Annotated in this window: 30 protein-coding genes, 1 tRNA gene and 1 pseudogene; 19 read left to right on the top strand and 13 right to left on the bottom strand. The window is 67.5% G+C overall.

Annotated features, from left to right (window positions below):
* Positions 1-6: 6 nt before the first annotated feature.
* The 4 genes from EDD41_RS04325 to EDD41_RS04310 all read right to left on the bottom strand — a co-directional run bounded on the left by EDD41_RS04325 (position 7) and on the right by EDD41_RS04310 (position 3,145).
* Complete coding sequence (locus EDD41_RS04325) at positions 7-579, bottom strand: isochorismatase family protein (RefSeq protein WP_123575080.1); 573 nt, start codon at positions 577-579, stop codon at positions 7-9.
* Positions 580-588: 9 nt separating this feature from the next.
* Positions 589-1,950, bottom strand: coding sequence for a nicotinate phosphoribosyltransferase (locus EDD41_RS04320; RefSeq protein WP_281273084.1), 1,362 nt, complete (start codon positions 1,948-1,950; stop codon positions 589-591).
* Between the two features lie 117 nt (positions 1,951-2,067).
* On the bottom strand, positions 2,068-2,787 hold the full coding sequence (locus EDD41_RS04315) for a hypothetical protein (protein WP_123575078.1): 720 nt from the start codon (positions 2,785-2,787) through the stop codon (positions 2,068-2,070).
* Position 2,788: 1 nt separating this feature from the next.
* A complete protein-coding gene (locus EDD41_RS04310; RefSeq protein WP_123575077.1) occupies positions 2,789-3,145 on the bottom strand; it encodes a PadR family transcriptional regulator in 357 nt (118 codons plus the stop codon).
* Between the two features lie 77 nt (positions 3,146-3,222).
* Here EDD41_RS04310 and EDD41_RS04305 point away from each other — a divergent pair, with 77 nt between their 5' ends.
* The 6 genes from EDD41_RS04305 to EDD41_RS04280 all read left to right on the top strand — a co-directional run bounded on the left by EDD41_RS04305 (position 3,223) and on the right by EDD41_RS04280 (position 7,116).
* Positions 3,223-3,489 carry a hypothetical protein gene (locus tag EDD41_RS04305; protein ID WP_148060469.1) on the top strand — a complete coding sequence of 89 codons (267 nt, stop codon included), beginning with the start codon at positions 3,223-3,225 and terminating at the stop codon, positions 3,487-3,489.
* Positions 3,482-3,790 carry an ATP-dependent Clp protease adapter ClpS gene (clpS, locus tag EDD41_RS04300; protein WP_123575075.1) on the top strand — a complete coding sequence of 103 codons (309 nt, stop codon included), beginning with the start codon at positions 3,482-3,484 and terminating at the stop codon, positions 3,788-3,790. Before EDD41_RS04305 ends, clpS begins: the two co-directional genes overlap by 8 nt.
* Positions 3,787-4,398 carry a DUF2017 domain-containing protein gene (locus EDD41_RS04295; protein WP_123575074.1) on the top strand — a complete coding sequence of 204 codons (612 nt, stop codon included), beginning with the start codon at positions 3,787-3,789 and terminating at the stop codon, positions 4,396-4,398. Before clpS ends, EDD41_RS04295 begins: the two co-directional genes overlap by 4 nt.
* A gap of 101 nt (positions 4,399-4,499) precedes the next feature.
* Positions 4,500-4,763, top strand: coding sequence for a FeoA family protein (locus tag EDD41_RS04290; RefSeq protein ID WP_094764425.1), 264 nt, complete (start codon positions 4,500-4,502; stop codon positions 4,761-4,763).
* Positions 4,760-6,829: a ferrous iron transport protein B gene (feoB, locus tag EDD41_RS04285; RefSeq protein ID WP_123575073.1), complete on the top strand. Its 2,070-nt coding sequence runs from the start codon at positions 4,760-4,762 to the stop codon at positions 6,827-6,829. The genes EDD41_RS04290 and feoB overlap by 4 nt, the downstream gene beginning before the upstream one ends.
* Positions 6,826-7,116 carry a FeoC-like transcriptional regulator gene (locus tag EDD41_RS04280; RefSeq protein ID WP_094764427.1) on the top strand — a complete coding sequence of 97 codons (291 nt, stop codon included), beginning with the start codon at positions 6,826-6,828 and terminating at the stop codon, positions 7,114-7,116. Before feoB ends, EDD41_RS04280 begins: the two co-directional genes overlap by 4 nt.
* A 13-nt stretch (positions 7,117-7,129) precedes the next feature.
* On the opposite strand, the gene EDD41_RS04275 is transcribed toward EDD41_RS04280, so the two are convergent.
* Together EDD41_RS04275 and EDD41_RS04270 are read right to left on the bottom strand one after the other, a co-directional pair.
* Positions 7,130-7,639: a hypothetical protein gene (locus EDD41_RS04275; RefSeq protein WP_094764428.1), complete on the bottom strand. Its 510-nt coding sequence runs from the start codon at positions 7,637-7,639 to the stop codon at positions 7,130-7,132.
* A 10-nt stretch (positions 7,640-7,649) separates the two neighbouring features.
* Complete coding sequence (locus tag EDD41_RS04270) at positions 7,650-8,066, bottom strand: hypothetical protein (RefSeq protein WP_123575072.1); 417 nt, start codon at positions 8,064-8,066, stop codon at positions 7,650-7,652.
* 62 nt (positions 8,067-8,128) lie between these two features.
* Between EDD41_RS04270 and murI the strand changes: the two genes are divergently transcribed.
* The 3 genes from murI (at position 8,129) to EDD41_RS04255 (ending at position 11,012) form a co-directional block, all read left to right on the top strand.
* Positions 8,129-8,953 (top strand): glutamate racemase, encoded by an 825-nt coding sequence (murI, locus tag EDD41_RS04265; protein WP_094763312.1) that lies wholly within the window; start codon positions 8,129-8,131, stop codon positions 8,951-8,953.
* Between the two features lie 352 nt (positions 8,954-9,305).
* Positions 9,306-10,397: an S-(hydroxymethyl)mycothiol dehydrogenase gene (locus tag EDD41_RS04260; RefSeq protein ID WP_094763310.1), complete on the top strand. Its 1,092-nt coding sequence runs from the start codon at positions 9,306-9,308 to the stop codon at positions 10,395-10,397.
* A gap of 3 nt (positions 10,398-10,400) precedes the next feature.
* The gene (locus EDD41_RS04255) at positions 10,401-11,012 is read left to right on the top strand and encodes an MBL fold metallo-hydrolase (protein ID WP_123575071.1); all 612 of its coding nucleotides are present in this window, start codon (positions 10,401-10,403) and stop codon (positions 11,010-11,012) included.
* A 72-nt stretch (positions 11,013-11,084) separates the two neighbouring features.
* Here the strand turns inward: EDD41_RS04255 and EDD41_RS04250 are convergent, their stop codons facing one another.
* Together EDD41_RS04250 and EDD41_RS04245 are read right to left on the bottom strand one after the other, a co-directional pair.
* Positions 11,085-12,008 (bottom strand): type IV toxin-antitoxin system AbiEi family antitoxin domain-containing protein, encoded by a 924-nt coding sequence (locus EDD41_RS04250; RefSeq protein WP_148060468.1) that lies wholly within the window; start codon positions 12,006-12,008, stop codon positions 11,085-11,087.
* Between the two features lie 168 nt (positions 12,009-12,176).
* Complete coding sequence (locus EDD41_RS04245; protein ID WP_123575069.1) at positions 12,177-13,451, bottom strand: integrase core domain-containing protein; 1,275 nt, start codon at positions 13,449-13,451, stop codon at positions 12,177-12,179.
* A gap of 182 nt (positions 13,452-13,633) precedes the next feature.
* On the opposite strand from EDD41_RS04245, the gene rph reads away from it, so the two are divergent.
* From rph to EDD41_RS04220, 6 genes and pseudogenes are all read left to right on the top strand, one after another.
* Positions 13,634-14,389: a ribonuclease PH gene (gene rph, locus EDD41_RS04240; protein WP_123575068.1), complete on the top strand. Its 756-nt coding sequence runs from the start codon at positions 13,634-13,636 to the stop codon at positions 14,387-14,389.
* Complete coding sequence (locus tag EDD41_RS04235) at positions 14,389-15,132, top strand: non-canonical purine NTP pyrophosphatase (RefSeq protein ID WP_123575067.1); 744 nt, start codon at positions 14,389-14,391, stop codon at positions 15,130-15,132. The genes rph and EDD41_RS04235 overlap by 1 nt, the downstream gene beginning before the upstream one ends.
* Positions 15,116-15,928, top strand: a complete 813-nt coding sequence (locus tag EDD41_RS04230) for a thymidylate synthase (protein WP_123575066.1) — start codon at positions 15,116-15,118, stop codon at positions 15,926-15,928. The genes EDD41_RS04235 and EDD41_RS04230 overlap by 17 nt, the downstream gene beginning before the upstream one ends.
* An 80-nt stretch (positions 15,929-16,008) precedes the next feature.
* Positions 16,009-16,473 (top strand): annotated as a pseudogene (locus tag EDD41_RS17940) (dihydrofolate reductase); the annotation flags it as partial.
* Between the two features lie 15 nt (positions 16,474-16,488).
* Positions 16,489-16,965: a GNAT family N-acetyltransferase gene (locus tag EDD41_RS17935; protein ID WP_342769280.1), complete on the top strand. Its 477-nt coding sequence runs from the start codon at positions 16,489-16,491 to the stop codon at positions 16,963-16,965.
* 70 nt (positions 16,966-17,035) lie between these two features.
* The gene (locus EDD41_RS04220) at positions 17,036-18,400 is read left to right on the top strand and encodes a DNA polymerase IV (RefSeq protein ID WP_123575064.1); all 1,365 of its coding nucleotides are present in this window, start codon (positions 17,036-17,038) and stop codon (positions 18,398-18,400) included.
* Here EDD41_RS04220 and EDD41_RS04215 read toward each other — a convergent pair.
* The 4 genes from EDD41_RS04215 to EDD41_RS04200 form a co-directional block, all read right to left on the bottom strand.
* Positions 18,397-19,701 (bottom strand): serpin family protein, encoded by a 1,305-nt coding sequence (locus tag EDD41_RS04215; RefSeq protein ID WP_123575063.1) that lies wholly within the window; start codon positions 19,699-19,701, stop codon positions 18,397-18,399. The genes EDD41_RS04220 and EDD41_RS04215 overlap by 4 nt on opposite strands.
* A 35-nt stretch (positions 19,702-19,736) precedes the next feature.
* Positions 19,737-20,888, bottom strand: coding sequence for a GNAT family N-acetyltransferase (locus EDD41_RS04210; protein WP_094763301.1), 1,152 nt, complete (start codon positions 20,886-20,888; stop codon positions 19,737-19,739).
* A gap of 205 nt (positions 20,889-21,093) precedes the next feature.
* Positions 21,094-21,178, bottom strand: a tRNA-Leu gene (locus EDD41_RS04205).
* 27 nt (positions 21,179-21,205) lie between these two features.
* A complete protein-coding gene (locus tag EDD41_RS04200) occupies positions 21,206-21,685 on the bottom strand; it encodes a peroxiredoxin (RefSeq protein ID WP_094766224.1) in 480 nt (159 codons plus the stop codon).
* A 162-nt stretch (positions 21,686-21,847) separates the two neighbouring features.
* Here EDD41_RS04200 and EDD41_RS04195 point away from each other — a divergent pair, with 162 nt between their 5' ends.
* The 4 genes from EDD41_RS04195 (at position 21,848) to EDD41_RS04180 (ending at position 26,047) form a co-directional block, all read left to right on the top strand.
* Complete coding sequence (locus EDD41_RS04195) at positions 21,848-22,303, top strand: DUF3618 domain-containing protein (RefSeq protein WP_123575062.1); 456 nt, start codon at positions 21,848-21,850, stop codon at positions 22,301-22,303.
* 333 nt (positions 22,304-22,636) lie between these two features.
* The gene (locus tag EDD41_RS04190; protein ID WP_094766222.1) at positions 22,637-23,947 is read left to right on the top strand and encodes an ABC transporter substrate-binding protein; all 1,311 of its coding nucleotides are present in this window, start codon (positions 22,637-22,639) and stop codon (positions 23,945-23,947) included.
* 91 nt (positions 23,948-24,038) lie between these two features.
* On the top strand, positions 24,039-25,118 hold the full coding sequence (locus tag EDD41_RS04185; protein WP_123575061.1) for a carbohydrate ABC transporter permease: 1,080 nt from the start codon (positions 24,039-24,041) through the stop codon (positions 25,116-25,118).
* Positions 25,115-26,047 (top strand): carbohydrate ABC transporter permease, encoded by a 933-nt coding sequence (locus EDD41_RS04180; RefSeq protein WP_123575060.1) that lies wholly within the window; start codon positions 25,115-25,117, stop codon positions 26,045-26,047. The genes EDD41_RS04185 and EDD41_RS04180 overlap by 4 nt, the downstream gene beginning before the upstream one ends.
* Positions 26,048-26,122: 75 nt before the next feature.
* Here EDD41_RS04180 and EDD41_RS17105 read toward each other — a convergent pair whose 3' ends face one another.
* Complete coding sequence (locus EDD41_RS17105) at positions 26,123-26,362, bottom strand: ArsR/SmtB family transcription factor (protein WP_211336585.1); 240 nt, start codon at positions 26,360-26,362, stop codon at positions 26,123-26,125.
* Positions 26,363-26,381 lie beyond the last annotated feature (19 nt).

Below are 26,381 nucleotides of genomic sequence, written 5' to 3'. Positions count from 1 at the left end.
CCCTGGTCAGCGCAGCCGGACGTCGTTCTCGGTGAACTCGTCGCGCAGCCGTGGCAGGCGCGACGGGTCCACCGCGGCCGTCAGGTCGAGCAGGACGGTGGTGGTGAAGCCCTCCTGGGCGGCGTCCAGTGCCGTGGCGCGCACGCAGTGGTCGGTGGCGATGCCGACGATGTCGACGTGGCTCACCTTGTGCCGCAGTAGCCAGTCCACCAGGCTCTCGCCGTCCTCGTCGCCACCGATGCTGCCCTCGAAGGCCGAGTAGGCGGCGCTGTAGGAGCCCTTGTCGAAGACAGCATCGAAGTCACGTGTGGCCAGGGCCTCGTGGAAGTCCTGGCCCGGGGTGCCGACGACGCAGTGTGGAGGCCAGCTGTCCTTGAAGTCCGGGGTCTTGCTGAAGTGTGGGCCGGGGTCGATGTGGTGGTCCCGGCTCGCCACGACGTGGGCATAACCACCCCTGTCATGGGCGACCAGCTCCGCCACGCGGCGGGCCACCTCGTTGCCGCCGGCCACCGCCAGCGCGCCCCCCTCACAGAAGTCCTTCTGGACGTCGACGACGATCAACGCGCTGGTGCTGGACATGGCGACTCCTCAGATGTTGGTGGGCACTGCTGAGTGCAGGTAGGGGTTGTAGGTCTCATCGCCCTCGTGGTCGAGGATGATCGTCGGGATGGCGGGCTCACCCTTGCTGACCCGCAGGGCCGCCTTGGGGAGTTCCTTGCGGGAGGCCTCGTGACGTTCCCGCGCCTTCTCGATCGGCTCGCGGCCGACGACCGTGCCGTTCTCCACCAGCGGCACCATCAACTGGCGGTCATTGGCGTCGCCGGTGGGCGGGGTGCCGATGCCCACGATCTCCGCCTCGGCTCGGCCCTTGGCGTCGAAGCGTCGCATCGCGAACTTGCGCCCACCGACGGTGTTCTTGTTGGTGGACTTCTTGGCGACCGGCAGCAGCTCGGCCTGCGGATCATCGGAGTCCGCACGGGCGACGAGCTTGTAGACGAAGCCGCAGGTGGGGTGGCCGGAGCCGGTCACGACGCTGGTGCCCACGCCATAGCCGTCGACGGGGGCGCCGCGCAGGGCGGCGATCTGCCACTCGTCGAGGTCGCTGGTGACGATGACCTTCGTCCTCTCGGCTCCGAGGCCGTCGAGCAGGTCGCGGACCTCACGAGCCTGGATGGCCAGGTCGCCCGAGTCCAGACGGATGGCGCCCAGCCGTCCCTCGGTGAGCTTGATGCCGGTGCGCACCGCGTTCTCGATGTCGTAGGTGTCCACCAGCAGGGTGGTGCCCTCGCCCTGTGCCTTGAGCTGGGCGGCGAAGGCCTCCTCCTCGCTGTCGTGCAGCAGGGTGAAGGAGTGGGCCGCGGTGCCGCCGGTGGGCACGCCCCAACGCTTGCCGGCCTCCAGGTTCGACGAGCTGGCGAAGCCGGCGATGTAGGCGGCGCGGGCGGCGGCGACGGCCGACTGCTCCTGGGTGCGGCGCGACCCCATCTCGATGCAGGGACGGCCCTCGGCCATCGCGGTCATCCGGCTGGCGGCCGAGGCGATGGCGGAGTCGTGGTTGTAGATGCTCAGCAGCAGGGTCTCCAGGATGCAGGCCTCGGCGAAGCTGCCCTCGACGCGCAGCAGGGGAGAGCCGGGGAAGTAGATCTCACCCTCCGGGTAGCCCCACATGTTGCCGCCGAAGCGGTAGTCACGAAGCCACGCCGCGCACTGTTCGTTGACCACGTCCCTCTCGAGGAGCCACGCGACGGTCTCCTCGTCGAAGCGGAATTCCTCGAGGGCCTCCAGCATCCGGCCGACGCCGGCCACCACGCCATAACGCCGGCCCTCGGGCAGGCGTCGTGGGAAGAGCTCGAAGACGCTGCGCCGGAAGGCGGTTCCCGATCCCATGGCCGCGCGGACCATGGTGAGCTCGTAGTGGTCGGTCAGCAGTGCGGTGGTCATGGCTTTCACACTATTGGACGATCCGCCCTAGCGACAGGGGCTTTCACCGGGCGGTTCGACGTGCGGAGTGGACCCCCCCACGTGGTGGCTGCCGGGCACGTCGGAGCGACCGCCCATTGCTTCTGGTCAGCTGGCCATCCAGAGCGGGATCGCGCTGATCAGGCCCAGCCCGACGGCGCTGATCACGAAGATCCAACTGGCCGCGGCCGCGATGGCGGGGTTCATCGGACGGCGAGTGCGGGGGTCAATGATCAGGTCCTGCTCGGTCTCGATCACTTGACGCATGCCGATCACCGAGTAGGCCAGGGCAGCCAGGCAGACCACGGCTGCGAGCCAGAGCGGCACGTGAAAGGCGGTGACGTCGAGCAGCACCTGGGTCATGGTCAGCAGCGTGATGCCGCCGCCGAGGATCAGGGCAGCGTTGATCCACCGCTGCAGGATGGCCCGCAGCACGCCGGGGACCCGAGCCAGCAGCACGACGACAGCGGCCATCAGCGCCAGCGTGGCGATGTCGCCCCACCGCACCGCGACGGGCTCGTGGGTGAACAGGGCCAGCACGATGCCCGGCACCAGGTACAGCCCAACGAGGCCAATGGCGATCGGGGACATCAGGCGTACCCACTGGCCGGGCGCGGTCTTGCTGACCTGGTCGGCGGGGAATTCAAGGGAACGGGCGTACTCGCGCGGGGGGCCGAAGGCCTCGGTGGCGCTCTCGCCGGATTCGGCGCAGTGCGTCTCCACGGCGGCAACCGCGTCGCCGATGGCGGGGCCCCGGACATTGCGCAGGCGAAGTTCGATGATCATCTCGTCGAGCCACTGCTTGTCGGTGAGCTGCTTGGCATTCATGTCATGCCTCCGGGTTCTGGTGGGGCTGGTTGGGGTGGATGAAGTTGCTGGTGTGTTGGCAGAAGGCGCGCCACAGGGGTGCCTGTTGGTGGTAGCGGCGCAGGCCCAGTTCGGAGAGCAGGAAGTACTTGCGGCCGGGGCCGCCGTCGCCCTCGCGCCACTCGGTCTCGACCAGGCCGTTGGTCTCGAGCCGGCTGAGTAGCGGGTAGAGCGTGCCGCCCTTGATGTCGCCGAAACCTGCGTCGGCCAGCGCGTTGGCGATCGCGTAGCCGTAGGTGGGCCCGTCGGAGAGCACGCGCAGCACCGCGAGGGTGAGGGTGCCGCGCAGCCACTCGCTGGGCCAGGGTTGGGTTGCCATGACTCAATAGTGTCACTACTTAGTGGAGCTGTCTAGTCTGTCTGACTAGTGGCCCGTGTGAACCTATACTCCTCGGCATGTTTGCAGTTGGAGGGGAGTCTCACTCGACGCCGGAGCGTAGCTGGGCGTCGCTGGTTGGTCTGGCCGTGCTGTACGCGGTGATGATGCTGGTGCTACGGCTGGTGGGCCGGTGGATCGGCTGGTGGGAAGGCTCCACCGTCGACATCGTGCTCTTCTCGGCTGTCTGGGGTGTGGTGATGGTGCTGGCGGACGTGGTGGTGGCACGCATCCGCCGACGACGCGCCGCGGGTGGCCGAGTGCGTCACAATGGGGAGCATGAGTAGCGAGCCCATCATCACGCCCGCGGGCGGGACCGCCGTCGTCGAGCGCGCCGACGAGCAGGCTGCGGCACAGCAGCCGTGGGTCTGTCTGGTCTGGGACGACCCGGTGAACCTGATGAGCTATGTCACCCATGTCTTCACCAGCTACTTCAAGATGAGCCGGGAGAAGGCGGAACAGCTGATGCTCCAGGTGCACAACGAGGGGAGGTGCGTGGTCTCCAGCGGCGGCCGTGAACAAATGGAACGCGACGTGAACGCGATGCACGGCTATGGCCTGTGGGCCACGATGGAGCGCGGGGAATGAAGGGCGTCGAGCCTGACGAGGGCTTCATCACCATCCATTTCGACACCGATGAGGCCGGGCTTTTGGCCGGGATGGTGGACCAGCTCGCGGAACTCCTCACCGACGAGGACCTGATTGCCACCTCGGCCACCGGCGCCCACGAGCAGGTCTCCGGCGATCCCTTTGCTCGCTGGGAGGCTGAGTTCGTCCAGGATGCCGAGCCCACCGTCGAGAACCTCGAACAGGCCGGCGAGCTGGACGAGATGGACCCGGTCATCAAGCGTCTGTTCCCGGATGCCTATCCCGACGATCCCGCGGCCTCGCACGACTTCCGGCGCTTCACCCATGCTCAGCAGCGCAGCCAGAAGGTGGCCGACGCCAACCTGGTGATCCACGACCTGCAACGCACGGACCGGCGTGGTCGTTGTCGGGTGCCCGCGGACCACGTGACGCCCTGGCTGAAGACGCTCACGAATGTGCGGTTGGCCCTGGCTGCTCGTCTGGACATCACCGACGAGGTGAGTGCCGACGAGGCCGCCCAGCTTCCCGAAAGCGATCCGCGCTCGTGGATGTACGAGGTCTACGCGTGGACCGGGTGGTTGCAGGAGTGCGTGATCGAGGCTCTTTGAGCGCGGGTCATGTCCGGGGCAGGTAGATTGCAACCAATTTTCCGTGTGAAATATCCGACCCCACCGTGTGCTTAGCCTTACCTAAGCCTTAGGGTGTACCCATGAACGCGCTGAGCCTTGCCAAGGCCCCCATCGGCCAACCCCTCACGCTGGTCCGCGCCGAGGGCACGCCAGAGTCCTGCCGCCGACTGTCGGCCCTGGGGATCCGGCGCGGCGCCCAGGTGCTCCTGATGCACACCACCGCAGGCGGCGGCCGGGTGATGCAGGTGGCTGGTTCGCGGATCGCACTGGACCGCTCGATGCTGGGCAAGCTCTTCGTCGAACCCGCCCCCTGTGACGACGACCTGGGCGGTACCGCGGCATGAGCATCGGTGCGGACTCACCCACCCTCCTGCAGGTCAGCAAGCGCAAGGACGTGCTCAGCGCCAAGGCCTGCTGCCAGGACAGTTCCGGCAACGGTGCCGGCACCGAAGCGCCCGTGATCGCCCTCGTGGGCGCGCCCAATTCCGGCAAGTCCACCCTCTTCAACGCCCTGACCGGTGCGCGCGTCACCATGGGCAACTGGCCCGGCACCACGGTCAGCGTCTCCCGCGGTGTGTGGCGCACCACCGTGGAGGGACGCACCTGTGACTGCGACGACTGCCACTGTGCCGAGCCCTCCGAGGACCGCCCGCTGGAGATGACCCTGATCGACCTGCCCGGCGCCTACTCGCTGGACCCGGTCAGCCCCGACGAGGCACTCACCCGTGAACTGCTCGTCGACGGGCCCGCCGACGAACGGCCCGACGTCACCGTCGTGGTGGCCGACGCGGCGCACCTGTCGCGCAGCCTCTACATCGTCGCCCAGCTGCGCGAACGGGCCGTCAAGGTGGTCGTCGCGCTGTCCATGCTCGACGTCGCCCGGCACCACGGCATCGACGTCGACACCTTCGCCCTGGCCACCGAACTCGGCTGCCCCGTGGTGGCGCTGGACCCTCGTCGCCGACAAGGCATCGACAACCTGACCCGCGTCGTGCACGAGGTGCTCGGGGCCCCGGACGCCACGCCCCGCACCCTGGCACACCTGCCCTCGCCCGAACTGGCACCGCTGGATGCGGACCTGGTGCGCGAGGACGAGCGTTTCGGCTTCATCGAGAACGCCGTCGCCGCCGGCACAAGGGACTCCGGCCAGGCGCGCGCCTCCTGGAGCGACAAGGTTGACCGCTGGGTCACCGCACCCGTCATCGGCCCGCTGATCTTCATGGCCGTCATGTGGTGCGTCTTCCAGGTCACCACCGTGGTCGCGGCACCGATGCAGGACTTCCTCGACGGCCTGTTCACCGGACCGGTCAGCGACGGCGTCACCTCACTGCTGGAGCGCGCCGGTCTGGCCGACGGATGGGTGCACGGCCTGCTCGTCGACGGACTGGTGTCAGGCGTCGGCATGCTGCTCACCTTCGCGCCCCTGATGGCCCTGATGTTCCTGCTGCTCGCCCTGCTGGAGGACTCCGGCTACATGGCCCGGGCCGCCGTCGTCACCGACCGGATGATGCGTGCCCTCGGCCTTCCCGGCCGCGCCTTCCTGCCCCTGGTGGTGGGCTTCGGCTGCAATGTCCCGGCCATCTCCGCCACCAGGATCCTGCCGCAGGAACGCCAGCGCATCCTCACCGCACTGCTGGTGCCCTTCACCAGCTGCACCGCCCGGCTGACCGTCTACGTGATGCTCGGCTCGGTCTTCTTCGGCAAGTGGGCCGGAACCGTCGTCTTCGCGATGTACGTCACCAGCATCCTCATGGTTGTCGTCTGCGGTCTGGCGCTGCGCAAGACGCTGTGGCGCACCATGGGTGCCGAACCGCTGGTGCTGGACCTGCCGCCCTACCAACTGCCCACCGCCCGGCTCACTGCCGCCGTCACCTGGGTTCGGTTGAAGGGCTTCCTGCAGACCGCCTCCGGCATCATCGTAGCGACGGTGTGCGCCGTCTGGTTGCTGCAGTCCCTGCCCACGAACACGCACGAGAAGTTCGGCGAGGTCCCCGTGGAGGACTCCGCCTACGGCGTCGCCGCCAAGGCCGTCACCCCGGTCTTCGCACCCGCCGGCTTCGACCAGTGGCAGACCACCTCCGCCCTGGTGGTCGGCTTCGTCGCCAAGGAAGCGGTCATCTCCTCGTGGGCCCAGACCTATGCCGTCGACGAACCGGAGGAGGGCGAGGACGCCGGCAAGTTGGGGCAGCGGATCACTGCCGACTTCGAGAAGTCATCCGGTGGACACACTCTTCCCGCGGTGCTGGCCTTCATGGTCTTCCTGCTCGGCTACACTCCGTGCGTCGCGACGCTGGCCGCGCAGAAACGCGAGATCGGTCTGCGCTGGACGATCTTCGGGGTGGCGATGCAGCTGGCGGTGGCCTGGTTGAGTGCCGTGGCCGTCTTCCAGGTGGGAAGGCTGTTCTGGTGAGCGGCGGGCCACTCAGCGCGGTCCTGTCCGCCTTCGAGGGCGGCGCCGGCAGCCTGGACGAGATCACCCGAATCACCGGGATGAGTCCCGACGTGGTGCAGAGCTCGGTGGACCACCTGCGGCGGATGGGCCGGATCGAGGCCAAGGAGCTGTCGATGGGCTGCCCCAGCGGTGGTTGTGGGAGCTGCGCCTCGGGCACCGCCGACGGGGATGCGGGTTGTGGCTCGTCGGGCCCGTCCACCGAACGTCGCGGGCCGGTGCTGGTGCAGCTCAGCCTGCGACGCTGAGGGCACTCGGGGATCAGGTAAACAGTTCCATCAGCCACGGAAGGGCGCTCAGGGCCAGGGTGCACACGGCATAGACGCTCAGCGTCTCCGACTTCTCGGGGCCCGACTGCCTCCAGTCATGTCCCACCTTCGCGAAGGCGGCAGCGGTCAGCAGGGTCCCGGCAGTCGCCAGGGCCGCCATCGCCTGCCAGGACATCGTGACCAGTGGGGAGTCGAGAGCCACAGCAAGGACCGCCAACACGAACAGGATGAAGAAGATGAGCGCCGACCAGGCCAACAGATGGTCAAGGATCCTCTCCAACGGCACCCGGGTGTAGGCGAGCACGACCAGCAGCATGATGACCGGGATGATCGCTAGTCCGGTGGTGACCGACACGTCAGGATCGTGCGCGAAGCAGGCCTTCGCCGCCGCGAAGTGCCCGCCGGTGGACATCGCGAGGAGGAAGGCAGCGAGGATGACCAGATATCGATTGGCGTCCATCGGAGCCAGCGGCGAGTCGTCGGGGGTCTTCTCGTAGGTCATGCGCTCGAGCCTAGGCGACCGGAATGTCATGCCCCTCGGCGTTGACGAAGGGTCGTTTGCCGCGCGGATTGGCCAGCCGGAACTCATGGCTGCGTTCGGTTGCCGAGGCATCCTGCGAGCCGGACGGGGCAGTGGAGGTGGTGACAACCAGGAGCAGCACGATCCGTTCCAGCTCTTCCTGGACCGTCAGGTTCGAGGAGTCGAAGTCCATGCCGACGGTGAAGTGGGCCTGCCAGGTGATGCCCTCGCTGCTGGCCGGGGACACCTTCTCGATGGTGCCCGGAGCCGTCTCCCGTCGCTTCACGCAGCCGGCCAGGGAAGTGGCGCCCAGGATGGCCGCGGCGGTGGCGATGCTGCGGCGTGCCAGCGGCCGTTCGGTGGCAAGCCGGTGGAGCGCGCTTCCAGGTCGTGGGGTCTTGCCGGTCATGTCGCAGCTCCCGTCTGGGTGAACAGATCTATCATGGCTGGGGTTGAAAGGAAGTGCGAGTGATCCCCTTCGAGTCAGAAATCGGCAGCGAGGCACCGATCGGCATCTTCGACTCCGGTTTCGGTGGTCTGACGGTGGCGCGCGCCATCCTGGACCAATTGCCCAATGAGGACATCATCTACCTCGGCGACACGGCCCGCACCCCCTACGGCCCCCGGCCCATCGCGGAGGTGCGCTCCTATGCCATCGAGTGCATGGACCGGCTGGTCACCCACGGCGTCAAGGCCCTGGTGATTGCCTGCAACTCCGCCTCCTCGGCCGCGCTGCGCGATGCCCGCGAACGCTACGACCTGCCGATCATCGAGGTGATCCTGCCCGCCGCCCGCCGCGCCGTCGCCGCGACGCGCAACAACAAGATGGGCGTGATCTGCACCGAGGCCACCGCCAACTCTCGCTCCTACAACGACGCCGTCGTCGTGGCGCCGCAGGTGCAGCTGACCACCCAGGCCTGCCCCCGCTTCGTCGAATTCGTCGAGGCCGGCGTCACCGGTGGCGACGAGCTGCTGGCCGTCGCCCGGGAATACCTCGAACCCATCCAGCGCGCCGGCTGCGACACCCTGATCCTGGGCTGCACCCACTACCCGCTGTTGCAGGGCGTCATCTCCTACGTGCTGGGCGACGAGGTGACCTTGGTCAGCTCCTCCGAGGAGTGCGCCAAGGCCACCTACACCGTGCTGCAGCGCCGCGAACTGTTGCACCACGAGCCGCGCGATGCCCAGCGGATGTTCCTGACCACCGGCCGGGACGATGACTTCGAGGGCATCGGTAAGCGCCTGATGGGCGGCTTCGTGGACGACGTGCAGCACGTGGTCCTGGGCCGTCGCTGAGCTTGCCGGAGCATGGCATGATGGAGCCACACACCTGACGTGAGGAAAAGCCATGTGCAAGAAGGTCTCCTGTGACAACTGCGGCAAGCCGACCTGGGCCGGTTGCGGGGAGCACATTGAGGACGCCCTGAAGGACGTCAAGCCCGCATACCGTTGCACCTGCCCGCGCTGACCCGCTGCCACGGGGGCTCCGCCCCCGTGGGCCCCGGAGAGCGCAGAAGTCGCTTCTCACCACTCCTTCTGTTCCGCGACGCGCACCGCGCTCGTTCCTCGCGCTGCGTCGCCGGATCCCCCTCGCACGCTCGGGGAACGGATTGAACCAGCCATAGCCTGTTTGAAAGGACCTCCCCGCATGTCGCAGACTGTCAAGGCCGTCATCTCCCGCAGCAAGGATGCCGACGTCGAGCTCGTCGACATCGTCATCCCCGATCCCGGGCCCGGTGAGGCCGTGGTGAAGGTCCAGGCCTGCGGCGTGTGCCACACGGACCTGCACTACAAGCAGGGCGGCATCAACGACGAGTTCCCCTTCCTGCTGGGCCACGAGGCAGCCGGCGTCGTGGAGGCCGTGGGGGAGGGCGTCACCAATGTGAAGCCCGGTGACTACGTCGTCCTCAACTGGCGCGCCGTCTGCGGCCAGTGCCGCGCCTGCCTGAAGGGCGAGCCCTGGTACTGCTTCGACACCGCCAATGCGACGCAGAAGATGACGCTGACCGACGGCACCGAGCTGACTCCCGCGCTGGGCATCGGCGCCTTCGCCGAGAAGACCCTGGTGGCTGCCGGGCAGTGCACCATCGTCGACGAGAAGGCGGAACCCGCCGTCGCCGGCCTGCTCGGCTGCGGCTTGATGGCCGGCCTGGGCGCCGCGCTCAACACCGGGCAGGTCAAGCGCGGCGAGTCCGTCGCGGTGATCGGGCTGGGCGGCGTCGGCATGGCCGCCGTCGCCGGCGCCGTGCTGGCCGGTGCCTCCAAGGTGGTCGCCGTCGACCGTGACGAGCGCAAGCTCACCAAGGCCCTCGAACTGGGCGCAACCCACACCGTCCACTCCACCGACGACACCGTCGTCAAGCAGATCCAGGAGATCTGCGACGGCTTCGGCGCCGACGTCGTGGTGGATGCCGTCGGGCGCGCCGAAACCTTCCAGCAGGCATTCGAGGCGCGTGACCTGGCGGGCCGCGTGGTGCTGGTGGGTGTTCCCACCCCGGACATGGTCTGGGAGACCCCGCTGATCGAGATCTTCAGCCGTGGCGGCGCCATCAAGTCCTCCTGGTACGGCGACTGCCTGCCCAGCCGGGACTTCCCGATGCTGGTGGACCTCTACCTCCAGGGCCGGTTGCCGCTGGACGCCTTCGTCACCGAGAAGATCGCCCTGGGCGACGTGGAGGCGGCCTTCGACAAGATGGCCAAGGGTGACGTGCTGCGCAGCGTCGTCGAGCTGGAGGGCTGAGGCATGGCTCTGCGGATCGACCACGCCGTGGTCAGCGGCACTTTCAGCCTCGACGGCGAGACCTTCGACGTCGACAACAATGTGTGGGTGCTGGGCGACGATTCCCAGTGCATCGTCATCGACGCCCCGCACAGCGCCGAGGCGATCCGCGAGGTGGTGGGCCAGCGCCGCGTCCTCGCGATCGTGTGCACCCACGCCCACGACGACCATGTCCGGGTGGCCCCGGAACTGGCGGCCGCGGTGGAGGCGCCGATCATGCTGCACCCCGATGACGTCGAGCTGTGGCGCCTCACCCATCCCGACGTCGAGCCGGACCTCCCTCTGGCCGACGGCCAGGTGATCGACGTGTCCGGGCATGACGTGCGCGTCCTGCACACACCGGGGCACGCGCCCGGTGCGGTGTGCCTGTACGTGCCCAGCCTGGGTGTCCTGTTCAGCGGTGACACCCTCTTCCAGGGCGGTCCCGGCGCGACGGGCCGTTCCTTCTCCTCGCGCGAAGTCCTGGAGGCCAGCATCAGGGCGAAGCTCTTCGCCCTGCCCGAAGACACGGTGGTGCACACCGGCCACGGTGACTCGACCACGATCGGTGCCGAGGCTGCCGCCCTCGGGCGCTGATTCGGGCCCATTTCGCACGTCGCGATAGTTCTTTGACGTCGCTGACCCAGCCAGGTCAGCACTGTCGAACAACTATCGCGACGTGCGCTGTTGGTTCCGGGTGGCTGCAGCATGGGCTGTCATCACGACGCGACGGAAACGGGCCAGGTCCTTGACGTGGGGCTTGGTCAGGTGCTGCATCCACCAGCCCTCCTGGCGGAGGTTGGTGTCGCGTTCCTTCTCGCAGCGGAAGACGTCCTGGGGCCGTTGCCCCGGGGCGGCGAGCTCGTCGTACTTTCCCTCCCCGTCGTACTCCAGCCCCAGCTTGATCCCCGCGAGAGCGAGGTCGATCCTGCCGATCTCGTCGCCCCGGGCATCGGTGACGATGCACTGGGGAACGAATCCGGACAGCCCGATCTCGGCCAGCCTGACGCGGCACTTCGACTCATAGGGCGACTCCGCCCGGCCGTCGGCGAAGTCCAGCACCCGTCGGGCCTTGGCATTGCCGGGCCAGCGCCGCGCCCGGAGGTTGGCGTCCTTGAGCAGATGCGGCGGAAGCTTCATCCGGAGCAGGGCATCGGCCACCATCACACCGTCGATGAAGGGTGCCATCCGGGCGACGTCGTTGACGGTGCGGGTGAGGTTCGTCACCGGAATCCCGTCCTTGAGGCACCACTCGTCGCGATTCAAGGGGGCCTTCACCAGATGGGCGTCGGACTTCACCAGACCGCCGCCCTTGCCATCACGGGTGAGGTAGATCTCCGGTGCCCCGCCATCGGGGAGGGGCAGCCCCCAGAGCGCGGCGGCACTCCAGTGCGACAGCACAGTCCCGTCCTTGGCGGCCTTTCGAGCAGCCTCGGCGGCAGCCACGTGGAGCTCCCGGGCATTCGACGGCAATTGCGTGACCCAGGCCCCACGACGAAGCCGCAGGAGCTTCCCGTCTGCCTCGGCCCGGGGGATCGTCGCATCCGTCCAGCCAAGGGCGAGGAGTTGTTTGCGGGTCATCGGCTCTTCCATGGTGATGACCGTGTCTGGTTGCCAAGGGCTTCGGAAGGGCTGAGGGGCGTCGGACAACGCCAGGACAACACAGTGACAACAGCGGGTCATCCGCCCAACTGCACGTTGCGATAGGTCTTCGACGTCGCTGACCTTGTCATGTCTCATCACTTCTGGGACTCCCAGATGTCATGACATCTGGGACAGTTTGTAGGCGCGGCTGCGGCGGTCGATGACGGGGACCAGCCGGTGGGGTGGTTGGGTGACCGAGACGTATTTGGTGGGTGATGGCCAGGGGATGCTGGCGTGGAGTTCACCGTTGTCGTCGAAGATGTCGAGCTGGCCGTCGGTTTCGACGAGGTGGACCAGTTGGTGGGCCATGTCAGGGCCGAAACCGATGCTGGTGCCCTTCCACGCGGTGCGCAGGTTCCCGCCGATAGTGCGGTCCTCGATCCGGTTCTTTGCGGGCTGGGTGGGCTGCCGCAAGGACTGGCTGTAGAGCAGGTCGAGCGGAATCGCTCGGGGCTCGGGTCCGGCCTTGGAGGCTACTTGCCAGACGGCCATGGGCGTCAGGTGATGCCCCAGGCCTTGGTGTTGGCGTTCGTGGTTGTACCAGTTCCGGTAGCCGTCCAGGGCCTGGGTGAGGTCCTGCAGGGTGGTCGGTGTGCGGGCATGGAGCCAGCGTTGCAGTGGCTGGTGAGAGCGTTCGACCTTGCCTTGGGTTTGTGGGTGGCTGACCCGCCCCGAGATCGGCCGGATCCCAAGCCCGGCTAGCCAGACCTCAGTCGCGGACAAGCGTCCGCGTCGGTGCTGGTTGAACGCCGCGCCGTTGTCGGACAACACGCTCTGAGGCGGGCCGAACGCGTCGATCCCGGATTGGAGGGCCTGCCGGGCGCCGGCCGTGGACTCGCCACCTGCCGCGGCGATCAGGGCTGGGCAGAGGCGGGAATGGTCGTCGACGACGTGGTAGATGGTGACCAGCCCGATCTCAGGCAGGTGCCATTCCATGCCGTCGAGTTGCCACAGTTCGTTGGCCCTGGCTCGTCGGAAGCGACGGTACGAGGCGCGGGGACGTTTGCGGGGTGAGGGCGCTGACAGGCCTTCGCTGCGCAGGATCCGGGCGATCGTGGACCGAGACGGCAGCGGGTCCGCCTCCCGTTGAAACAGGCGCCACTCGACCGACCACGGGCCACAGTCCTTGCCCTCGGCCACCAGTTCCGCGTGGGTCACGCGTACCAGGAGACGAGTCCAGTCCGTGTAGATGGTGGCGGGATGCTTGGGCGCCCGTGACTCGGGGACCAACGCAGCGGCCAGCCCGCGTTCGGTGGCCTTGTCTCGGACTCGGTAGAACGAGGATGTCGAGATCCCCGCCCGTCGGCAGAACTCGCTGACCGAGACCTGCTCCACGTCGGGATCGAACCGGACGATCTGCTCACGAACCCGTGGCGACAATGCGCTTCCCATTCCCCCAGCGAACTGCCCCAGAAGTCATGACACCCGACCGTCCCAGAAGTCATGACACCCCGGTGTCCCAGAAGTGTTGCTACATGACACGACGTCGCTGACCTCGCTAGGACCGCGATGTCGAAGAGCTATCGCGACGTGCGGATCGGGTCCGGAGAGCACCCACCTAGTAGGTTTGGCACATGGCAAATCAGCAGACTTCCGTGACCCGAATCGACGGCCGTGCGGCCGATGAGCTCCGTGAGGTGAGGATCACCCGCAACTGGCTCGACCACGCGGAGGGTTCCTGCCTGGTGGAGTTCGGCAAGACCCGTGTGCTGGTGGCCGCCAGCGTCGAGGAGGGCGTGCCGCGCTGGATGAAGGGCCAGGGCAAGGGCTGGGTCACCAGCGAGTACGAGATGCTGCCCCGCGCCACCCACACCCGCAGCGGCCGCGAGTCCCGCAAGGGCAAGATCGGCGGGCGCACCCACGAGATCAGCCGCCTGATCGGCCGCGCCCTGCGCGCGGTCATCGACTACGAGGCCCTCGGCGAGAACACCATCGTCATCGACTGTGACGTGCTGCAGGCCGACGGCGGCACCCGCACCGCCTCCATCACCGGTGCCTATGTGGCGCTGGCCGATGCCATCGAGCACCTGCGCGCCAAGGGTGCGCTCAAGGGCGAGCCGCTCAAGGACTCCGTCGCTGCCATCAGCGTCGGCGTCGTCGACGGCACCCCGATGCTGGACCTGGCCTACACCGAGGACTCCACCGCCGACACGGACATGAACATCGTGGTGGCCGGCAATGGCGACTTCATCGAGGTGCAGGGCACCGCCGAGGGTGTTCCCTTCGACCGCGACACCCTGAACATCCTGCTGGACCTTGGCCTCAAGGGCTGTGCCGAACTCAAGGACAAGCAGGCCGCCGCCCTGGCGGAGCCTGCCGCGGGCAAGTGATGTCCAGCACCGAGGAGCGCCCGGCAACCCGCCCGCAGGTGGTGCTGGCCACCAACAACCCGAAGAAGCTGCGCGAGTTGCGCGCCGTGGTCGAGGCCGCGGAACTGCCCATCGCCATCCTGGGGCTGTCCGACGTCGAGCAGTACGAGGAGCCGGCGGAGACCGAGCGCACCTTCGAGGGCAATGCCCTGATCAAGGCCCGCACCTGCGCGCTGCGTACCGGGATCCCTGCCCTGGCAGATGATTCCGGTATCGAGGTGGACGTGCTGAACAACTGCCCCGGGGTGCGCTCCGCCCGCTGGGCGGGCCCTGAGTGCGACGACGAGGCCAACAATGACCTGCTGCTGCGCCAGATCAGCGATGTCCCGCTGGGGGAGCGCACCGCACGCTTCGTCTGCGCGATGGCCTTCGTCGTGCCCGACGGCATGGAGGGGATGCGCCAGGCGGAGACGGTGCGCCGGGAATGGAGCGGTGACATCGCCTTCGAGCGGCACGGGGAGAACGGCTTCGGATATGACCCGATCTTCTGCCCCGACGATGCCCCGGACCACGACGGCCGTCGTCTCACCAGCGCCGAACTGGACCCGGAGGACAAGAACCGGATCAGTCATCGCGGGCAGGCCGTCGAGGCCATCCTGCCGATCATGGCGGGCCTGCTGAATCTCAAGCTGGCCAGTGAGCACGCCGCTCGCCCCGAGGGCGAGGACGAGACCGAGGAGACTGCCGATGCAGCAATATCTTGACCTGCTCCGCACCGTGATGGACACGGGCATCGACAAGTCCGACCGGACCGGGACCGGCACCCGCAGCATCTTCGGCCACCAGATGCGCTTCGACCTGCAGCAGGGATTCCCGCTGCTCACCACGAAGAAGCTGCACACCCGCAGCATCTTCGGGGAGCTGCTGTGGTTCCTGCGCGGGGACACCAATGTCGGATGGCTGCACGACAACGGCATCACGATCTGGGACGAGTGGGCCGACGAGGACGGCAACCTGGGCCCCATCTACGGCTACCAGTGGCGCAGCTGGCCTACGCCCTCGGGTGAGCACGTGGACCAGCTTGCCGCGGTGATCGAGTCCATCAAGCACAACCCGGACTCGCGCCGCCACATCGTCAGCGCCTGGAATGTGGCCGACGTGGACGCGATGGCCCTGCCGCCATGCCACACGATGTTCCAGTTCTACGTGACCCCGGCCACCGACGGCCGCACGGCGAAACTGTCCTGCCAGCTGTACCAGCGCAGTGCGGACATCTTCCTCGGAGTGCCCTTCAACATCGCCTCCTACGCGCTGTTGACGCACCTCGTGGCGCAGGTCTGTGACCTCGAGGTGGGGGACTTCGTGCACACCTTCGGCGATGCGCACATCTACTCCAACCACTTCGACCAGGTGCAGCTGCAGCTCGGCCGCGAGCCGCGCCCGTTGCCGCAGCTGCAGTTGAACCCCGACGTCCGCGAGATCGACAGGTTCGAACTCGCAGACATCGAGGTGATCAACTACGACCCCCATCCGGGGATCAAGGCACCGATCGCGGTCTGAGCGCCTGGTGATCTGAAGCACTGGCGAAGCGGGCCCGGACTTGGGAGGATGACGGCAGGACCACGTGAGGGGAGCAGGGAATGCGCGTCATCGCCATCGCCGTTGTCGGCCGTAATGGGGTGATCGGTGACGGTCACGACCAGCCCTTCAAGTTCCGGGAGGACTTCGAACGCTTCAAGGCCACCACCATGGGGCACCCGATCATCATGGGCCGCCACACCCACGAGGCCATCGGTGGCTACCTGCCCGGGCGCACCACGATCGTCGTCAGCCGGGATCCCGAGCAGATCGAGCTGAGCGACAAGGAGTCCGCGCCCAGTTTTGCCGTCGGCTCGGTGGAGATGGCGCTGGAACTGGCCGAGGCACTGGACGACGTGTGCTTCGTCTGCGGCGGCGGGCAGGTCTACCGCAACATGTGGGACTACCTCACGGAGCTGGACATCACCGAGGTGCACGACGAGGCACCGGGTGAGATCACCTTCCCCGACGTCGATCCCGACGAGTGGCGCTGCCTGGTGCGCGAGCCGCGCGGCGAGTTCGACTTCACCCGTCGCTTCCCGATCACGCACACAGAGCGGCTCACCCTGGTCCCTGTCGGTCCCGACGACCTGGATGACTGGGCGCGGCTCTACACGGCACCGGACCTGCCGGAGGTGCCGATGGAGCGCCACATGGCCGGCATCCAGGCGAATGTTGAGCACTGGCTCAACGACGGCCTGGGCTACTGGCTGGTGCGCGACAGCCTCCACGACGCCCCGATCGGCGTCGGCGGCGTGCGTCGCAGCAAGGAACTGCCCGATGGCGCGTGGAGCCTGTACTACCGCTTCGCCCCGGAGGCGCAGGGGCAGGGCTATGCCGAGGAGATGGCCCGCGCCGGGATCGCCGCCTTGCAGCTGATCGACCGCGACGCCGAACTGCGCGCCGCCGTCCGCCCCGGGAATGCTGCCTCCGTGGCGATCGCGACGGGTCTTGGCCTGCAGCTCGACGAGGAACGCGACGGCGTGCAGGTCTACACGCGCAAGGTCTCCGAACTGTGACCACGATCCCCGAGCCTGTCGATCCGCGCCCCAAGCCTGTGGATCCGCGCCCCGAGCCTGTCGAGGGGCCGTGAGGCCGACCGCCAGCATCCTCCACCTGGACCTGGACGCCTTCTTCGCCGCTGTCGAGCAGCGCGACAAGCCATCCCTGCGCGGAAAGCCGGTGATCGTCGGGGGCGTGGGGCAGCGCGGCGTGGTCTCGACGGCCAGCTATGAGGCGCGTGCCTTCGGGGTGCGTTCCGCGATGCCTTCCCACGAGGCACGGCGCAGGGCTCCGAATGCCGCCTTCCTGTCCGGCCGCTACGACGTCTACCGCCAGTCCAGCCAGATCGTGATGGCACTGCTCCGGGAGCTGTCGCCGCTGGTGGAACCATTGAGCATCGACGAGGCCTTCGTGGACCTGGAGGCCGGAGGCCACGACTGCCGTGACCTCGACGCGCTGCGGGCGCTGGGGCAGCAGCTGCGCGCGGACCTCTTCGAGCGCACCGAGGGACTGACGGCGAGCGTCGGGATCGGCTCCAGCAAGTTCATCGCCAAGGTGGGCAGCGAGATGGCCAAGCCCAATGGTCTGCTGGTGGTGAGCCCGGGCAGTGAGGTGGAGGTGGTCTCCCCACTGCCGGCCCGAGCGGTCCCCGGGGTCGGGCCGGTGACGATGGAGAAGTTGGAGCGGTTGGGGATCAAGACCGTCGCGGACCTCCAGCGGGCCGAGCCGGCCGAGCTGGTCCGTGAGGTGGGGCGTACCTGGGGCGAGGCGCTGCACGAGCTGGCCTTCGCCCGGGACGACCGGCCGGTGAGTCCACACCGGGAGGCCAAGTCCATCTCCATCGAGGACACCTTCGAGACGGACCTGACGGACCGGCCGGAACTGGAGCGGACCGCCACCCGGGACGCCGCCATCGTCGCGGACCGGCTGCGGCGTTCCGGCCAGTTCGCCCGCACCATCACGCTGAAGGTGCGGTTGGGGGACTTCACCACCTGGACCCGTTCTCGCACCCTGAACGGGGCGACGGACAGCACGGAGCGGATCGCCCAGGTGGCACGAGACCTGCTCGCCGCCCTCGACGTCCGCGAGGGGGTGCGCCTGCTGGGCGTCGGTGTCGCCAACTTCACCCAGGCGGCGCAGGAGGAACTCTTCGACCTGGAGGGTGACCAGGTGCGTGAGCAGGACGTGGTCACCACCAGCCTCGAAGCACCGCCCGTGCGGGTGCGCGGCCGCGGCGGATGGAGCCCCGGCAGCGAGATGGAGCACCCGGACTTCGGCCGCGGCTGGGTCTGGGGCTCCGGTCTGGGGCGGGTGACGGTGCGTTTCGAGACCCGGCTGACCGGCGTCGGCCCGGTGCGCACCTTCCGCACCGACGACGAAGCGCTGACCCGCCCGGAGGCCCTGCTCCCGATGACCTGGGATTCCCCGGCGGCCGAGCCCGTCGAGGCCTAAGGCTTCGCGACTCGCCCCACGAACAGGGGCGTCGTGGTCTGGCGGTCGAAGATGACGTACCAGAAGGGGCGGTCCAGTACGAGGTCGTGGCGTTCCTGGGGAGGCTGGGCGGACGTGGCCCCCACATAGGCGGCAGTGGCGGCGGCGGCCTCGGTGCCCTTCTCGTCGACGGAGATCCACGTCTTCTGCACCACCGCGGTGAGGGCCATCTCCTCGTCGCGGATGCCAGTCAGGTCCACGTCCGTGTCCTCGACGAAGAGGTGTTTGATGCCCATCCTGTGAAGCGCCTCCTTCAGGACGAGCTCCTGCTCGTGCTGCCACATCGGTACGGTCAATGCCACCTGGGCGGTGCGCCAGCCGGTCAGCATCCGGTGCAGGCCACCCGTGGCCCAGCCGTCCAGCAGGGCCTGGTCCTTGCCCTTGTCGGGCAGGACGAAGGCCATCGCCAGCTCGTCGCCGAGGTAGTCCAGGCAGCTGGCCCGCCAGCCGGGGCCGTCGGCCCATTGCCTGCTGGCGGCTCGGAAGGATTCCACCGTGGTGGTGCTGGTGTCATCGTGGGTGAAGGGCAGCCGGTCGCCGCGGCTGAACCCGTCGGCCCATGGCGCCGTGAACCAGGTGGCATTGGTCAGCACCAGGCTGGTGGCGGGCGTGATCGCGTCGGGACTGACCAGGTCCTTGATCCGGCCGTGGGTGTGCTCGTCCGCCCAACTGTTTATGGCATTGGCGGTGGACTGCGGCGCGGTGAAGTCGACGCCCTGCACACCGGCGCCGTACCAGCGGGCGCAGGCGGTCAGAAAGGTCTGCCTGACGGGTGTGGCCTGCTGCGCCCACAGGGCATTGGCCACTTCCAGCGCCACCTCGCCGCTACGCGTGCCCTTCTCGACGGTGTGGTTGCGCGAGGCCAGTGCCTGCTGGACGGCGCCGAGCTGGCCGTTCATCTCCGCGAGGCTGCCATAGCCCAGCAGGGTCTGCAGCTTGGCCAGGGTGGTGGCCTTCGCGCCGTTGGCCAGCATGGCCAGGGGCAGGGCCAGCGAGATGGGGGAGACCAGCAGGTCGTCGTTCTCCGCGATGGCCTTCGCCAGACGGGCGGCAAAGGCGCAGGCGGCCTTGCCAGAGGCGGCGGTGATCTCTGCCGCTTCCTGCGGGGCCCCGACCTTCGTCTCGCCGGGGGCGAGCAGCACCATCCCGGCGGGCGCCGTGGCAGAAGGCGTCGGGGCCGGAGCTGGCTCCTGGTCGCGGCAGGCAGTCAGCGGGGCGGTGATGGCCAGGGCGGACAGCCTCAAGAGGTGACGGCGTTGCATGTCCCCATGGTGGCACCGGCAGGGGCCTTGGCTGGTCACAGGCGCTTCTGCCACGCCCCCTCCGTCACACCCTCCACAAAGCCCATCCGGTCATTGATGGAGAGCATCCAGCGATTCTCCCCGGCATTCCAGGTGTGCAGGCGTCGTCGTTCGGGGAAGTGCTTGGCGACGGCTCGGTGGTTGGCGACCTTGCTGAGCAGTCCCAGCCGGTGGCCTCGGTGGCCGGCGTCGACGACGGTGTGCTGCTGGTAGCAGACCTGCTCGTGAGCGGGATCGGTGGTGATACCCGTGGTGGCGGCCATCGCTCCGGTGGCCCGGTCCAGCGCGACGGTGGTGACGCTGCGCCGGCCGGTGGCCCGCCGACGTTGCTCGGCGCGTCGGATCCGCTCTGGGGTCCAGTCCTCGGGTTCGGATTCCAACCCGGCATTGGGCATCTGCTCGGTGAAGTGCCGCATCATCGCGGCGAAGGGTTCCAACAGCTCCTCGGGCAGCTCGTCGATGATGGTGCGCAGCTCGTAGCCTTCCGCACATGGCAGGGCCTCGGCCCAGAGCCGGTCCAGTTGCTGCTCGTCGCCCGGCAGCGGACAGGATGAGTGCCGCTCGCACTGTTCCAGGACGTAACCGCTGGCCAGGGCGAAAGCCGTGGCGTCATCGGCAAGGGCGACGGTGCCGAATCCCGTCGGGGCCGTGATGGTGGGCTCGTCGCCCAGGACGGGCCGGTGGTCGGCCCAGCACTGCACGGTGGTGCAGCCGCGGTCGGCGGCCACCCGCTCCGAGGCCCGGAGCAGGGCGCGCCCGATTCCGCGACGACGATGTTCGACGGGGACGATGACGTGGAGTTCCGCGAGGGTGGTGTTGTCATGGATGTGCCCCGAGACGCCTGCCACTCCCAGGACCAGCCCTGGTGCGGGTGCCAGGTCCGCCTCCCAGCTGATCAGGGGCAGGCCGTGCGAACCGGTGGGGAGACACGCGGTATCGATGCCATCGAAGGCCACCAGGGCAACCATCCACCCGTCGTCCTGATGGCGCATCCCATGGACGGCAAGGGCCAGGGGCGTGTGGAAGTCGTCGGCGCCCAGCACGTCGAGTGCCTCGGCCAGCCGGATCTCGTCGCTCTGGGTCATCACCCACGACGGGTCGACAGCGTCGCGGGTTGGCACGGCGATCTCGCAGATGGTGAAGCTCATGCGCTCAGCCTGCCGGGCCAGGACAGGATCCCGCCACCGAATTTCGAGGCTCAGGCATTGAACGCCTTGACGAGGCAACGCCCGCGGCACCTTGCGCCACCTGCTGCACCTGGCGACGCTTGTGCGGGGTGCCACGTGCACCCAGCAGCGGCACGTGCAAGAACTGGCGCCATGTCACGGTCAGACAGGGGGTCGCGGGATGATCTGGTGCCGAAGAAGGGACTTGAACCCTCACGCCCGAAGGCACAGGAACCTAAATCCTGCGTGTCTGCCAATTCCACCACTTCGGCTCGAGGCAGCAGTCTAGGGGACGCGGGTCAAATACCCAGCTCCCGGCGCAGCTTGGCGACGTGTCCGGTGGCCTTGACGTTGTACTGGGCCACCTCGACGGTTCCCTGCCCGGCCTCGTCGACGTCGATGACGAAGGTGGAGCGGATGACTCCCTCGATCTCCTTGCCGTAGAGCATCTTCTTGCCGAAGGCGGCGTAGGAGGTGAGCGCCTCGCGCTCCGGATCCGCCAACAGGAGCACCGAGAGGTTCTCCTTCTGGGCGAACTTCGCCAGCTTGGCGGGGGAGTCCGGGCTGATCCCGACGACGGTGTACCCGGCCTCAAACAGTTCCTTGGCTGCGGCGGTGAAGTCGACGGCCTGGATGGTGCAGCCGGGTGTCATCGCGGCCGGGTAGAAGTAGAGGATGACCTTCTTGCCCGCGAAGTCGGCCAGGCTGACCGGCTGCTCCTGGGCGTCGGGCAGGGTGAATGCGGGGGCTGGGGAGCTAGCGGCGAGACGTTCGGTCATGACGCGAGAATAGCCACGGTTCGCCAACAGCGCACAGCTCCACCGGGGTGGAAGGACACAGCGGGGGCGCGTGGGGCATAGGCTGTGGTGGAACGTGGAGCCCGCAGCGCGGGATCCGTCGCCCGCGGTACCCGAGACAAGAAGTGCCAGACAGGAGAGCCCATGGCTGACAAGAAGACCGACAATCGCTCTGCCGCCCAGATCAAGGCGGACATCGCCGCAGCTCGCGCGCGGATGACCGCCAACGTCGAGGGCCTTGTCACCGAGGTCCACCCCAAGGCCGTCAAGCAGCGCAGCGTCGACGAGGCCAAGGCCTTCGCGATGGGTGAGGTGAGCCACCTCAAGAGCCAGGTCAAGGACGATGACGGATGGCGGACCGACCGGCTGAGCGTCGCGGGCGTTGCCGCTGGTGCCGCTGCCATCGGGCTGGCCGTGGTGCGCGCGGTGGTCAAGGGCGTCCGCAACCGGAGCAAGACCAAGTCCGCCGTGAAGGAGGCCAAGGCCCTCGCCCTGCAGGTGCGCAAGGAGACCAGCGCCCAGCAGAAGGTGCTCGCCAAGGAGGCCCGCCACCAGCGCAGGATCGCGGCCAAGCAGGTCAAGAAGGCTGCCAAGCGCTGATCTCGCAGCTACTTCATCGCATGAGGCGTCCGCCATTCGGCGGGCGCCTCATGCTGCGTGTGGTGCGTTCATGTCCGGTTCTGTGGCGTGCCATGTTGTTCTGACCGCAGGGTCAGAAGACGATGAGAGTTTGAACCTGCCAATTCTTTCTGACAAGGGGAAACTGCTGCCGCCTTGCGCTGGGTGGGGAAATGTTTGGGGGTGGCATCGGCCCGTTGATAACAAATTCGTGGCAATGCGGCCTCTGGTGGTTGAACCGCCGGGACATGTGGTTAGGCTGCTGCTGCAGTCCCCGCTCCTCGGGGGTCACACAAAGAAGTGAGGATCCAGTCCATGGCAACCACAAACAAGGCCCAGCGCGTCGCATTCGCCGGCCTCTCCGTCATTGCTGTCCTGGCCACCGCAGCGTGCGGCGGCGGCGACAAGGCCACGTCGGGCGAGAGCACCGCTGCTCTCAACTGGGACCAGAAGGGTCCGATCACCTTCGTCCAGGGCAAGGACAACAACAACCTGGTGCAGCCCCTGCTCAACGAGTGGAACAAGGAGCACCCGAACGAGAAGGTGACCTTCGTGCAGCTCTCGGCCTCCGCCGATGAGCAGCGCCAGAAGATGGTCGACAATGCCAACACCAAGGGCGCCTCGAACTTCGACGTGCTCTACCTGGACATCGTCTGGACCGCCGAGTTCGCCGCCAAGCAGTGGGTGCATGAGCTGCCCAAGGACATGTTCCCCACCGACGGCATGCTGCAGCCCGCCGTCGACGGCGCCACCTACTTCGACAAGCTCTACGCCTACCCGACCAGCTCGGACGGCGCCATGCTCTACTTCCGCAAGGACCTGCTGGAGAAGGCCGGCATCAAGGAGGCCCCCAAGACCTGGTCCGACATGAAGGCGGCCTGCACCAAGGTCAAGGCCCTGCCCGAGGGCAAGGGCCTGGACTGCTATGGCGGCCAGTTCCAGAAGTACGAGGGCCTGACCTGCAACATCACCGAGATCGTCAACTCCTCCGGCGCCGAGTTCCTGGACAAGGACGGCAAGCCGCAGGTGAACTCCGAGGCCGCCCTCAAGGGTGTCCAGTGGTTGCAGGACTCCTTCAAGGACGGCACCATCCCCAAGGCCGCCACCACCTGGATGGAGGAGCCCAGCCGCCAGGCCTTCCAGGACGGCAAGCTCGTCTTCCTGCGCCAGTGGCCCTACATCTACTCCCTGATGCAGGCCAAGGACGGCTCGTCGAAGGTTGCCGACAAGTTCGGCATCGCCCCGCTGCCCGGCCTCGAGGGCCCCGGCGTGTCCACCCTGGGTGGCCACAACCTGGCCATCTCGAAGACCGCGAAGAACCTCGGCACCGCCCGTGACTTCATCAAGTGGTACGGCGAGGAGGCCCAGCAGAAGACCGCTGCGCAGAAGGCCACCCTGGCTCCCACCCGCGAGTCCCTCTACGCCGATGCAGACCTGGTGAAGCAGCTTCCCTACCTGCCTGTGTTGAAGGAGTCCATCGCCACAGCCAAGGCCCGCCCGAAGGTCGTCGCGTACAACGACGCCACCCAGGCCATCCAGGACGCCTCGGCCAATGTGATCGCCGGCAAGGATCCCAAGAGCAACTTCGAGGGTCTGCAGACCAAGCTCACCGAGCTGACCAAGTAATTTCCTGACAGCACACTGTCTGCCCGGTACGGACCGCACCGGCGGTCCGTACCGGGCGCTGTGTCAGTCACATTCCCAAAGGAGGGAAAAGATGGTCACCGCTGTCGAAACCCAGGGCGCTTCGTCCCGCAAGGCGAAGAAGAACGCCCTCAGCGACGGGCAGGGCACCCTTGCCTGGATCCTCGTTGCACCCACCCTCGCCGTGATCCTGTTCGTGGTCGGCATCCCGATCGTGCTCAGCGTGATCGAGTCCTTCTACAAGACCAGCAATGGGATCGATCCCACCACAGGCATGGCCGAGACCGGCACCAAGTTCGTCGGTCTGGAGAACTACCTCAACGCCCTGACGTCCAACTCCACTGCGGTCGATGGCGTCTTCGGCTCCATGCCGCGCCTGATGAATGCCTTCGTCAACAACGTCTGGTTCACCGTCATCTGCGTGGTGATCGAGACCATCCTCGGCGTCGCGATGGCCCTGATCATGGCGCGAGCCTTCAAGGGCACCGGCCTGGTGCGCGCCGCCATCCTGGTGCCGTGGGCCATCCCGACCATCGTCTCTGCCAAGCTGTGGTTCGTGATCTTCCAGGCCGACGGCGTGGCCAACAAGATCTTGGGCAAGGAGATTCTCTGGCTGGGTGACTCGTCGGCCTCCCAGTTGGCGGTCATCATGGCCGACGTCTGGAAGACAGCCCCCTTCATCGGGCTGCTGACACTGGCCGGCCTGCAGACCATTCCCGCGGAGGTCTACGAGGCCGCCAAGGTGGACGGGGCCACCGCGTGGCAGCAGTTCACCCGGATCACGCTGCCGATGGTCAAGCCCGCCCTGGTGGTGGCGGTGCTCTTCCGCACCCTGGACACCATGCGCATGTTCGACCTTCCCTACGGCCTGATCGGCCCGAACAAGTACTCGGTGGAGACGCTGAGCATGTTCGCCTACAACGAGGCCGTCAGCCAGCGTTACGGCCCGGCCGCCGCGTACTCGATCCTGCTCTTCCTGCTCATCTGCCTGGTGGCCTTTCTGTTCATCAAGCTGCTGGGTGCCGACGTCGTCGGTGACGACGAGACCCGGGCCAAGACGGCCCAGCGCAAGCGGATGCGCGCCCTGCACAAGCAGCAGGTCAAGCGCACCAAGGCCAACCAGACCATCACCAGTGGGGAGAGTGCGGCATGAGCACCACGAATCTCACGGTCCCCGAGGGCCAGGAGCTGCTCACCAAGCGCGAGCTGGAGACGCTCAACAAGCCGAAGAAGACGGGCAAGCAGATCGCCGGGACGGTGGCCTCGCTGCTGGGCATCGCCCTGATCATCATCTACTGCATCCTGCCCTTCCTCTGGATGGTGATCAGCTCGCTGCGCCTGCCCAGTGAGGGCCTGAGCACGGAGTTCATCCCGAACCCGATGTCGGTGCAGAACTTCCACATCGTCTTCAACGAGAAGAACAACTTCTTCACCGCCATCGGCAACTCGATCCTGATCTCGACGGTGACCACGGCCCTGACGCTGCTCTTCGGCATCGTCGCCGCCTACGCCCTGGCCCGTCTGCGCTTCACGGGCAAGGCACTGGTGCTGGCCATCATCATCGGCTGCTCGATGTTCCCGGCCATCACCATCCTGGTGCCGCTGCTGAAGATGTTCACCGGCAACTACGAGTGGCTGCCGATCGACTGGATGAACCACTACCAGGCGGCGATCATCCCGTCGCTGTCCTTCGGTCTGCCGCTGTGCGTGTGGAACCTGACGGCCTTCTTCCGTCAGCTTCCCGTCGAACTGGAGCAGGCGGCCATGGTGGACGGGTGCACGCCCACCACGGCCTTCCGCAAGATCATCCTGCCGTTGGCGGCGCCCGGCATCTTCACCACCGTCATCCTGACCTTCATCGCGGTCTGGAATGAATACATGTTCGCCATGACCTTCCTGCCCGACCGCAAGAAGATGACGGCCCCGGTCTCGCTGAGCCAGTTCACCGGTGACAGCGCGTTCAACATCCCCTACGGCGCCATCATGGCCGCCGGTGTGGTGGTGACCGTGCCGCTGCTCGCCATGGTGCTGATCTTCCAGCGTCGGATCGTGGCCGGTCTGACCGCCGGTGGCGTGAAGTGATGCGCTGAGCACCTGACCAGCGCGAAGGGCGCCGAGGACAAGTCCTCGGCGCCCTTCGTCGCGTGTCAGTCCGGGTCAGTGGTCGTGGGTCTGGCCCATCAGGTGCAGCACGGTGTGCACCGCGCCGTCCACCAGCCGGTAGCGCACGCTGGGGCCCTGCTGATGGGCCTCCACCCAGCCTTGGTCGCGCAGCACTCGCAGCGCCTGCGAGGCGGCGGTGGGCGTGACTCCACAGGCCTCGGCCAGCTCACCGACGCGGGAGTCCGGGTGCAGGTGGATCTGCGTGAGCAGCTTGGGGCGGGTGGGATCGGCCAACAGGTCAAAGCCAGGGGCC

Origin of the sequence: Luteococcus japonicus, assembly GCF_003752415.1 — a bacterium.
GTDB classification, from domain to species: domain Bacteria; phylum Actinomycetota; class Actinomycetes; order Propionibacteriales; family Propionibacteriaceae; genus Luteococcus; species Luteococcus japonicus.
This window is presented reverse-complemented; position numbering and strand designations above follow the sequence as displayed.

Excerpts from the sequence above, each read along its gene's own strand:
- EDD41_RS04325 (WP_123575080.1), bottom strand. The coding sequence starts at position 579 with ATGTCCAGCACCAGCGCGTTGATCGTCGTCGACGTCCAGAAGGACTTC.
- EDD41_RS04315 (WP_123575078.1), bottom strand. The coding sequence starts at position 2,787 with ATGAATGCCAAGCAGCTCACCGACAAGCAGTGGCTCGACGAGATGATC.
- EDD41_RS04310 (WP_123575077.1), bottom strand. The coding sequence starts at position 3,145 with ATGGCAACCCAACCCTGGCCCAGCGAGTGGCTGCGCGGCACCCTCACC.
- EDD41_RS04305 (WP_148060469.1), top strand. The coding sequence starts at position 3,223 with ATGTTTGCAGTTGGAGGGGAGTCTCACTCGACGCCGGAGCGTAGCTGG.
- clpS (WP_123575075.1), top strand. The coding sequence starts at position 3,482 with ATGAGTAGCGAGCCCATCATCACGCCCGCGGGCGGGACCGCCGTCGTC.
- EDD41_RS04295 (WP_123575074.1), top strand. The coding sequence starts at position 3,787 with ATGAAGGGCGTCGAGCCTGACGAGGGCTTCATCACCATCCATTTCGAC.
- EDD41_RS04290 (WP_094764425.1), top strand. The coding sequence starts at position 4,500 with ATGAACGCGCTGAGCCTTGCCAAGGCCCCCATCGGCCAACCCCTCACG.
- feoB (WP_123575073.1), top strand. The coding sequence starts at position 4,760 with ATGAGCATCGGTGCGGACTCACCCACCCTCCTGCAGGTCAGCAAGCGC.
- EDD41_RS04275 (WP_094764428.1), bottom strand. The coding sequence starts at position 7,639 with ATGACCTACGAGAAGACCCCCGACGACTCGCCGCTGGCTCCGATGGAC.
- EDD41_RS04270 (WP_123575072.1), bottom strand. The coding sequence starts at position 8,066 with ATGACCGGCAAGACCCCACGACCTGGAAGCGCGCTCCACCGGCTTGCC.
- EDD41_RS04260 (WP_094763310.1), top strand. The coding sequence starts at position 9,306 with ATGTCGCAGACTGTCAAGGCCGTCATCTCCCGCAGCAAGGATGCCGAC.
- EDD41_RS04255 (WP_123575071.1), top strand. The coding sequence starts at position 10,401 with ATGGCTCTGCGGATCGACCACGCCGTGGTCAGCGGCACTTTCAGCCTC.
- EDD41_RS04250 (WP_148060468.1), bottom strand. The coding sequence starts at position 12,008 with ATGGAAGAGCCGATGACCCGCAAACAACTCCTCGCCCTTGGCTGGACG.
- EDD41_RS04245 (WP_123575069.1), bottom strand. The coding sequence starts at position 13,451 with ATGGGAAGCGCATTGTCGCCACGGGTTCGTGAGCAGATCGTCCGGTTC.
- rph (WP_123575068.1), top strand. The coding sequence starts at position 13,634 with ATGGCAAATCAGCAGACTTCCGTGACCCGAATCGACGGCCGTGCGGCC.
- EDD41_RS04235 (WP_123575067.1), top strand. The coding sequence starts at position 14,389 with ATGTCCAGCACCGAGGAGCGCCCGGCAACCCGCCCGCAGGTGGTGCTG.
- EDD41_RS04230 (WP_123575066.1), top strand. The coding sequence starts at position 15,116 with ATGCAGCAATATCTTGACCTGCTCCGCACCGTGATGGACACGGGCATC.
- EDD41_RS04215 (WP_123575063.1), bottom strand. The coding sequence starts at position 19,701 with ATGCAACGCCGTCACCTCTTGAGGCTGTCCGCCCTGGCCATCACCGCC.
- EDD41_RS04210 (WP_094763301.1), bottom strand. The coding sequence starts at position 20,888 with ATGAGCTTCACCATCTGCGAGATCGCCGTGCCAACCCGCGACGCTGTC.
- EDD41_RS04200 (WP_094766224.1), bottom strand. The coding sequence starts at position 21,685 with ATGACCGAACGTCTCGCCGCTAGCTCCCCAGCCCCCGCATTCACCCTG.
- EDD41_RS04195 (WP_123575062.1), top strand. The coding sequence starts at position 21,848 with ATGGCTGACAAGAAGACCGACAATCGCTCTGCCGCCCAGATCAAGGCG.
- EDD41_RS04190 (WP_094766222.1), top strand. The coding sequence starts at position 22,637 with ATGGCAACCACAAACAAGGCCCAGCGCGTCGCATTCGCCGGCCTCTCC.
- EDD41_RS04185 (WP_123575061.1), top strand. The coding sequence starts at position 24,039 with ATGGTCACCGCTGTCGAAACCCAGGGCGCTTCGTCCCGCAAGGCGAAG.
- EDD41_RS04180 (WP_123575060.1), top strand. The coding sequence starts at position 25,115 with ATGAGCACCACGAATCTCACGGTCCCCGAGGGCCAGGAGCTGCTCACC.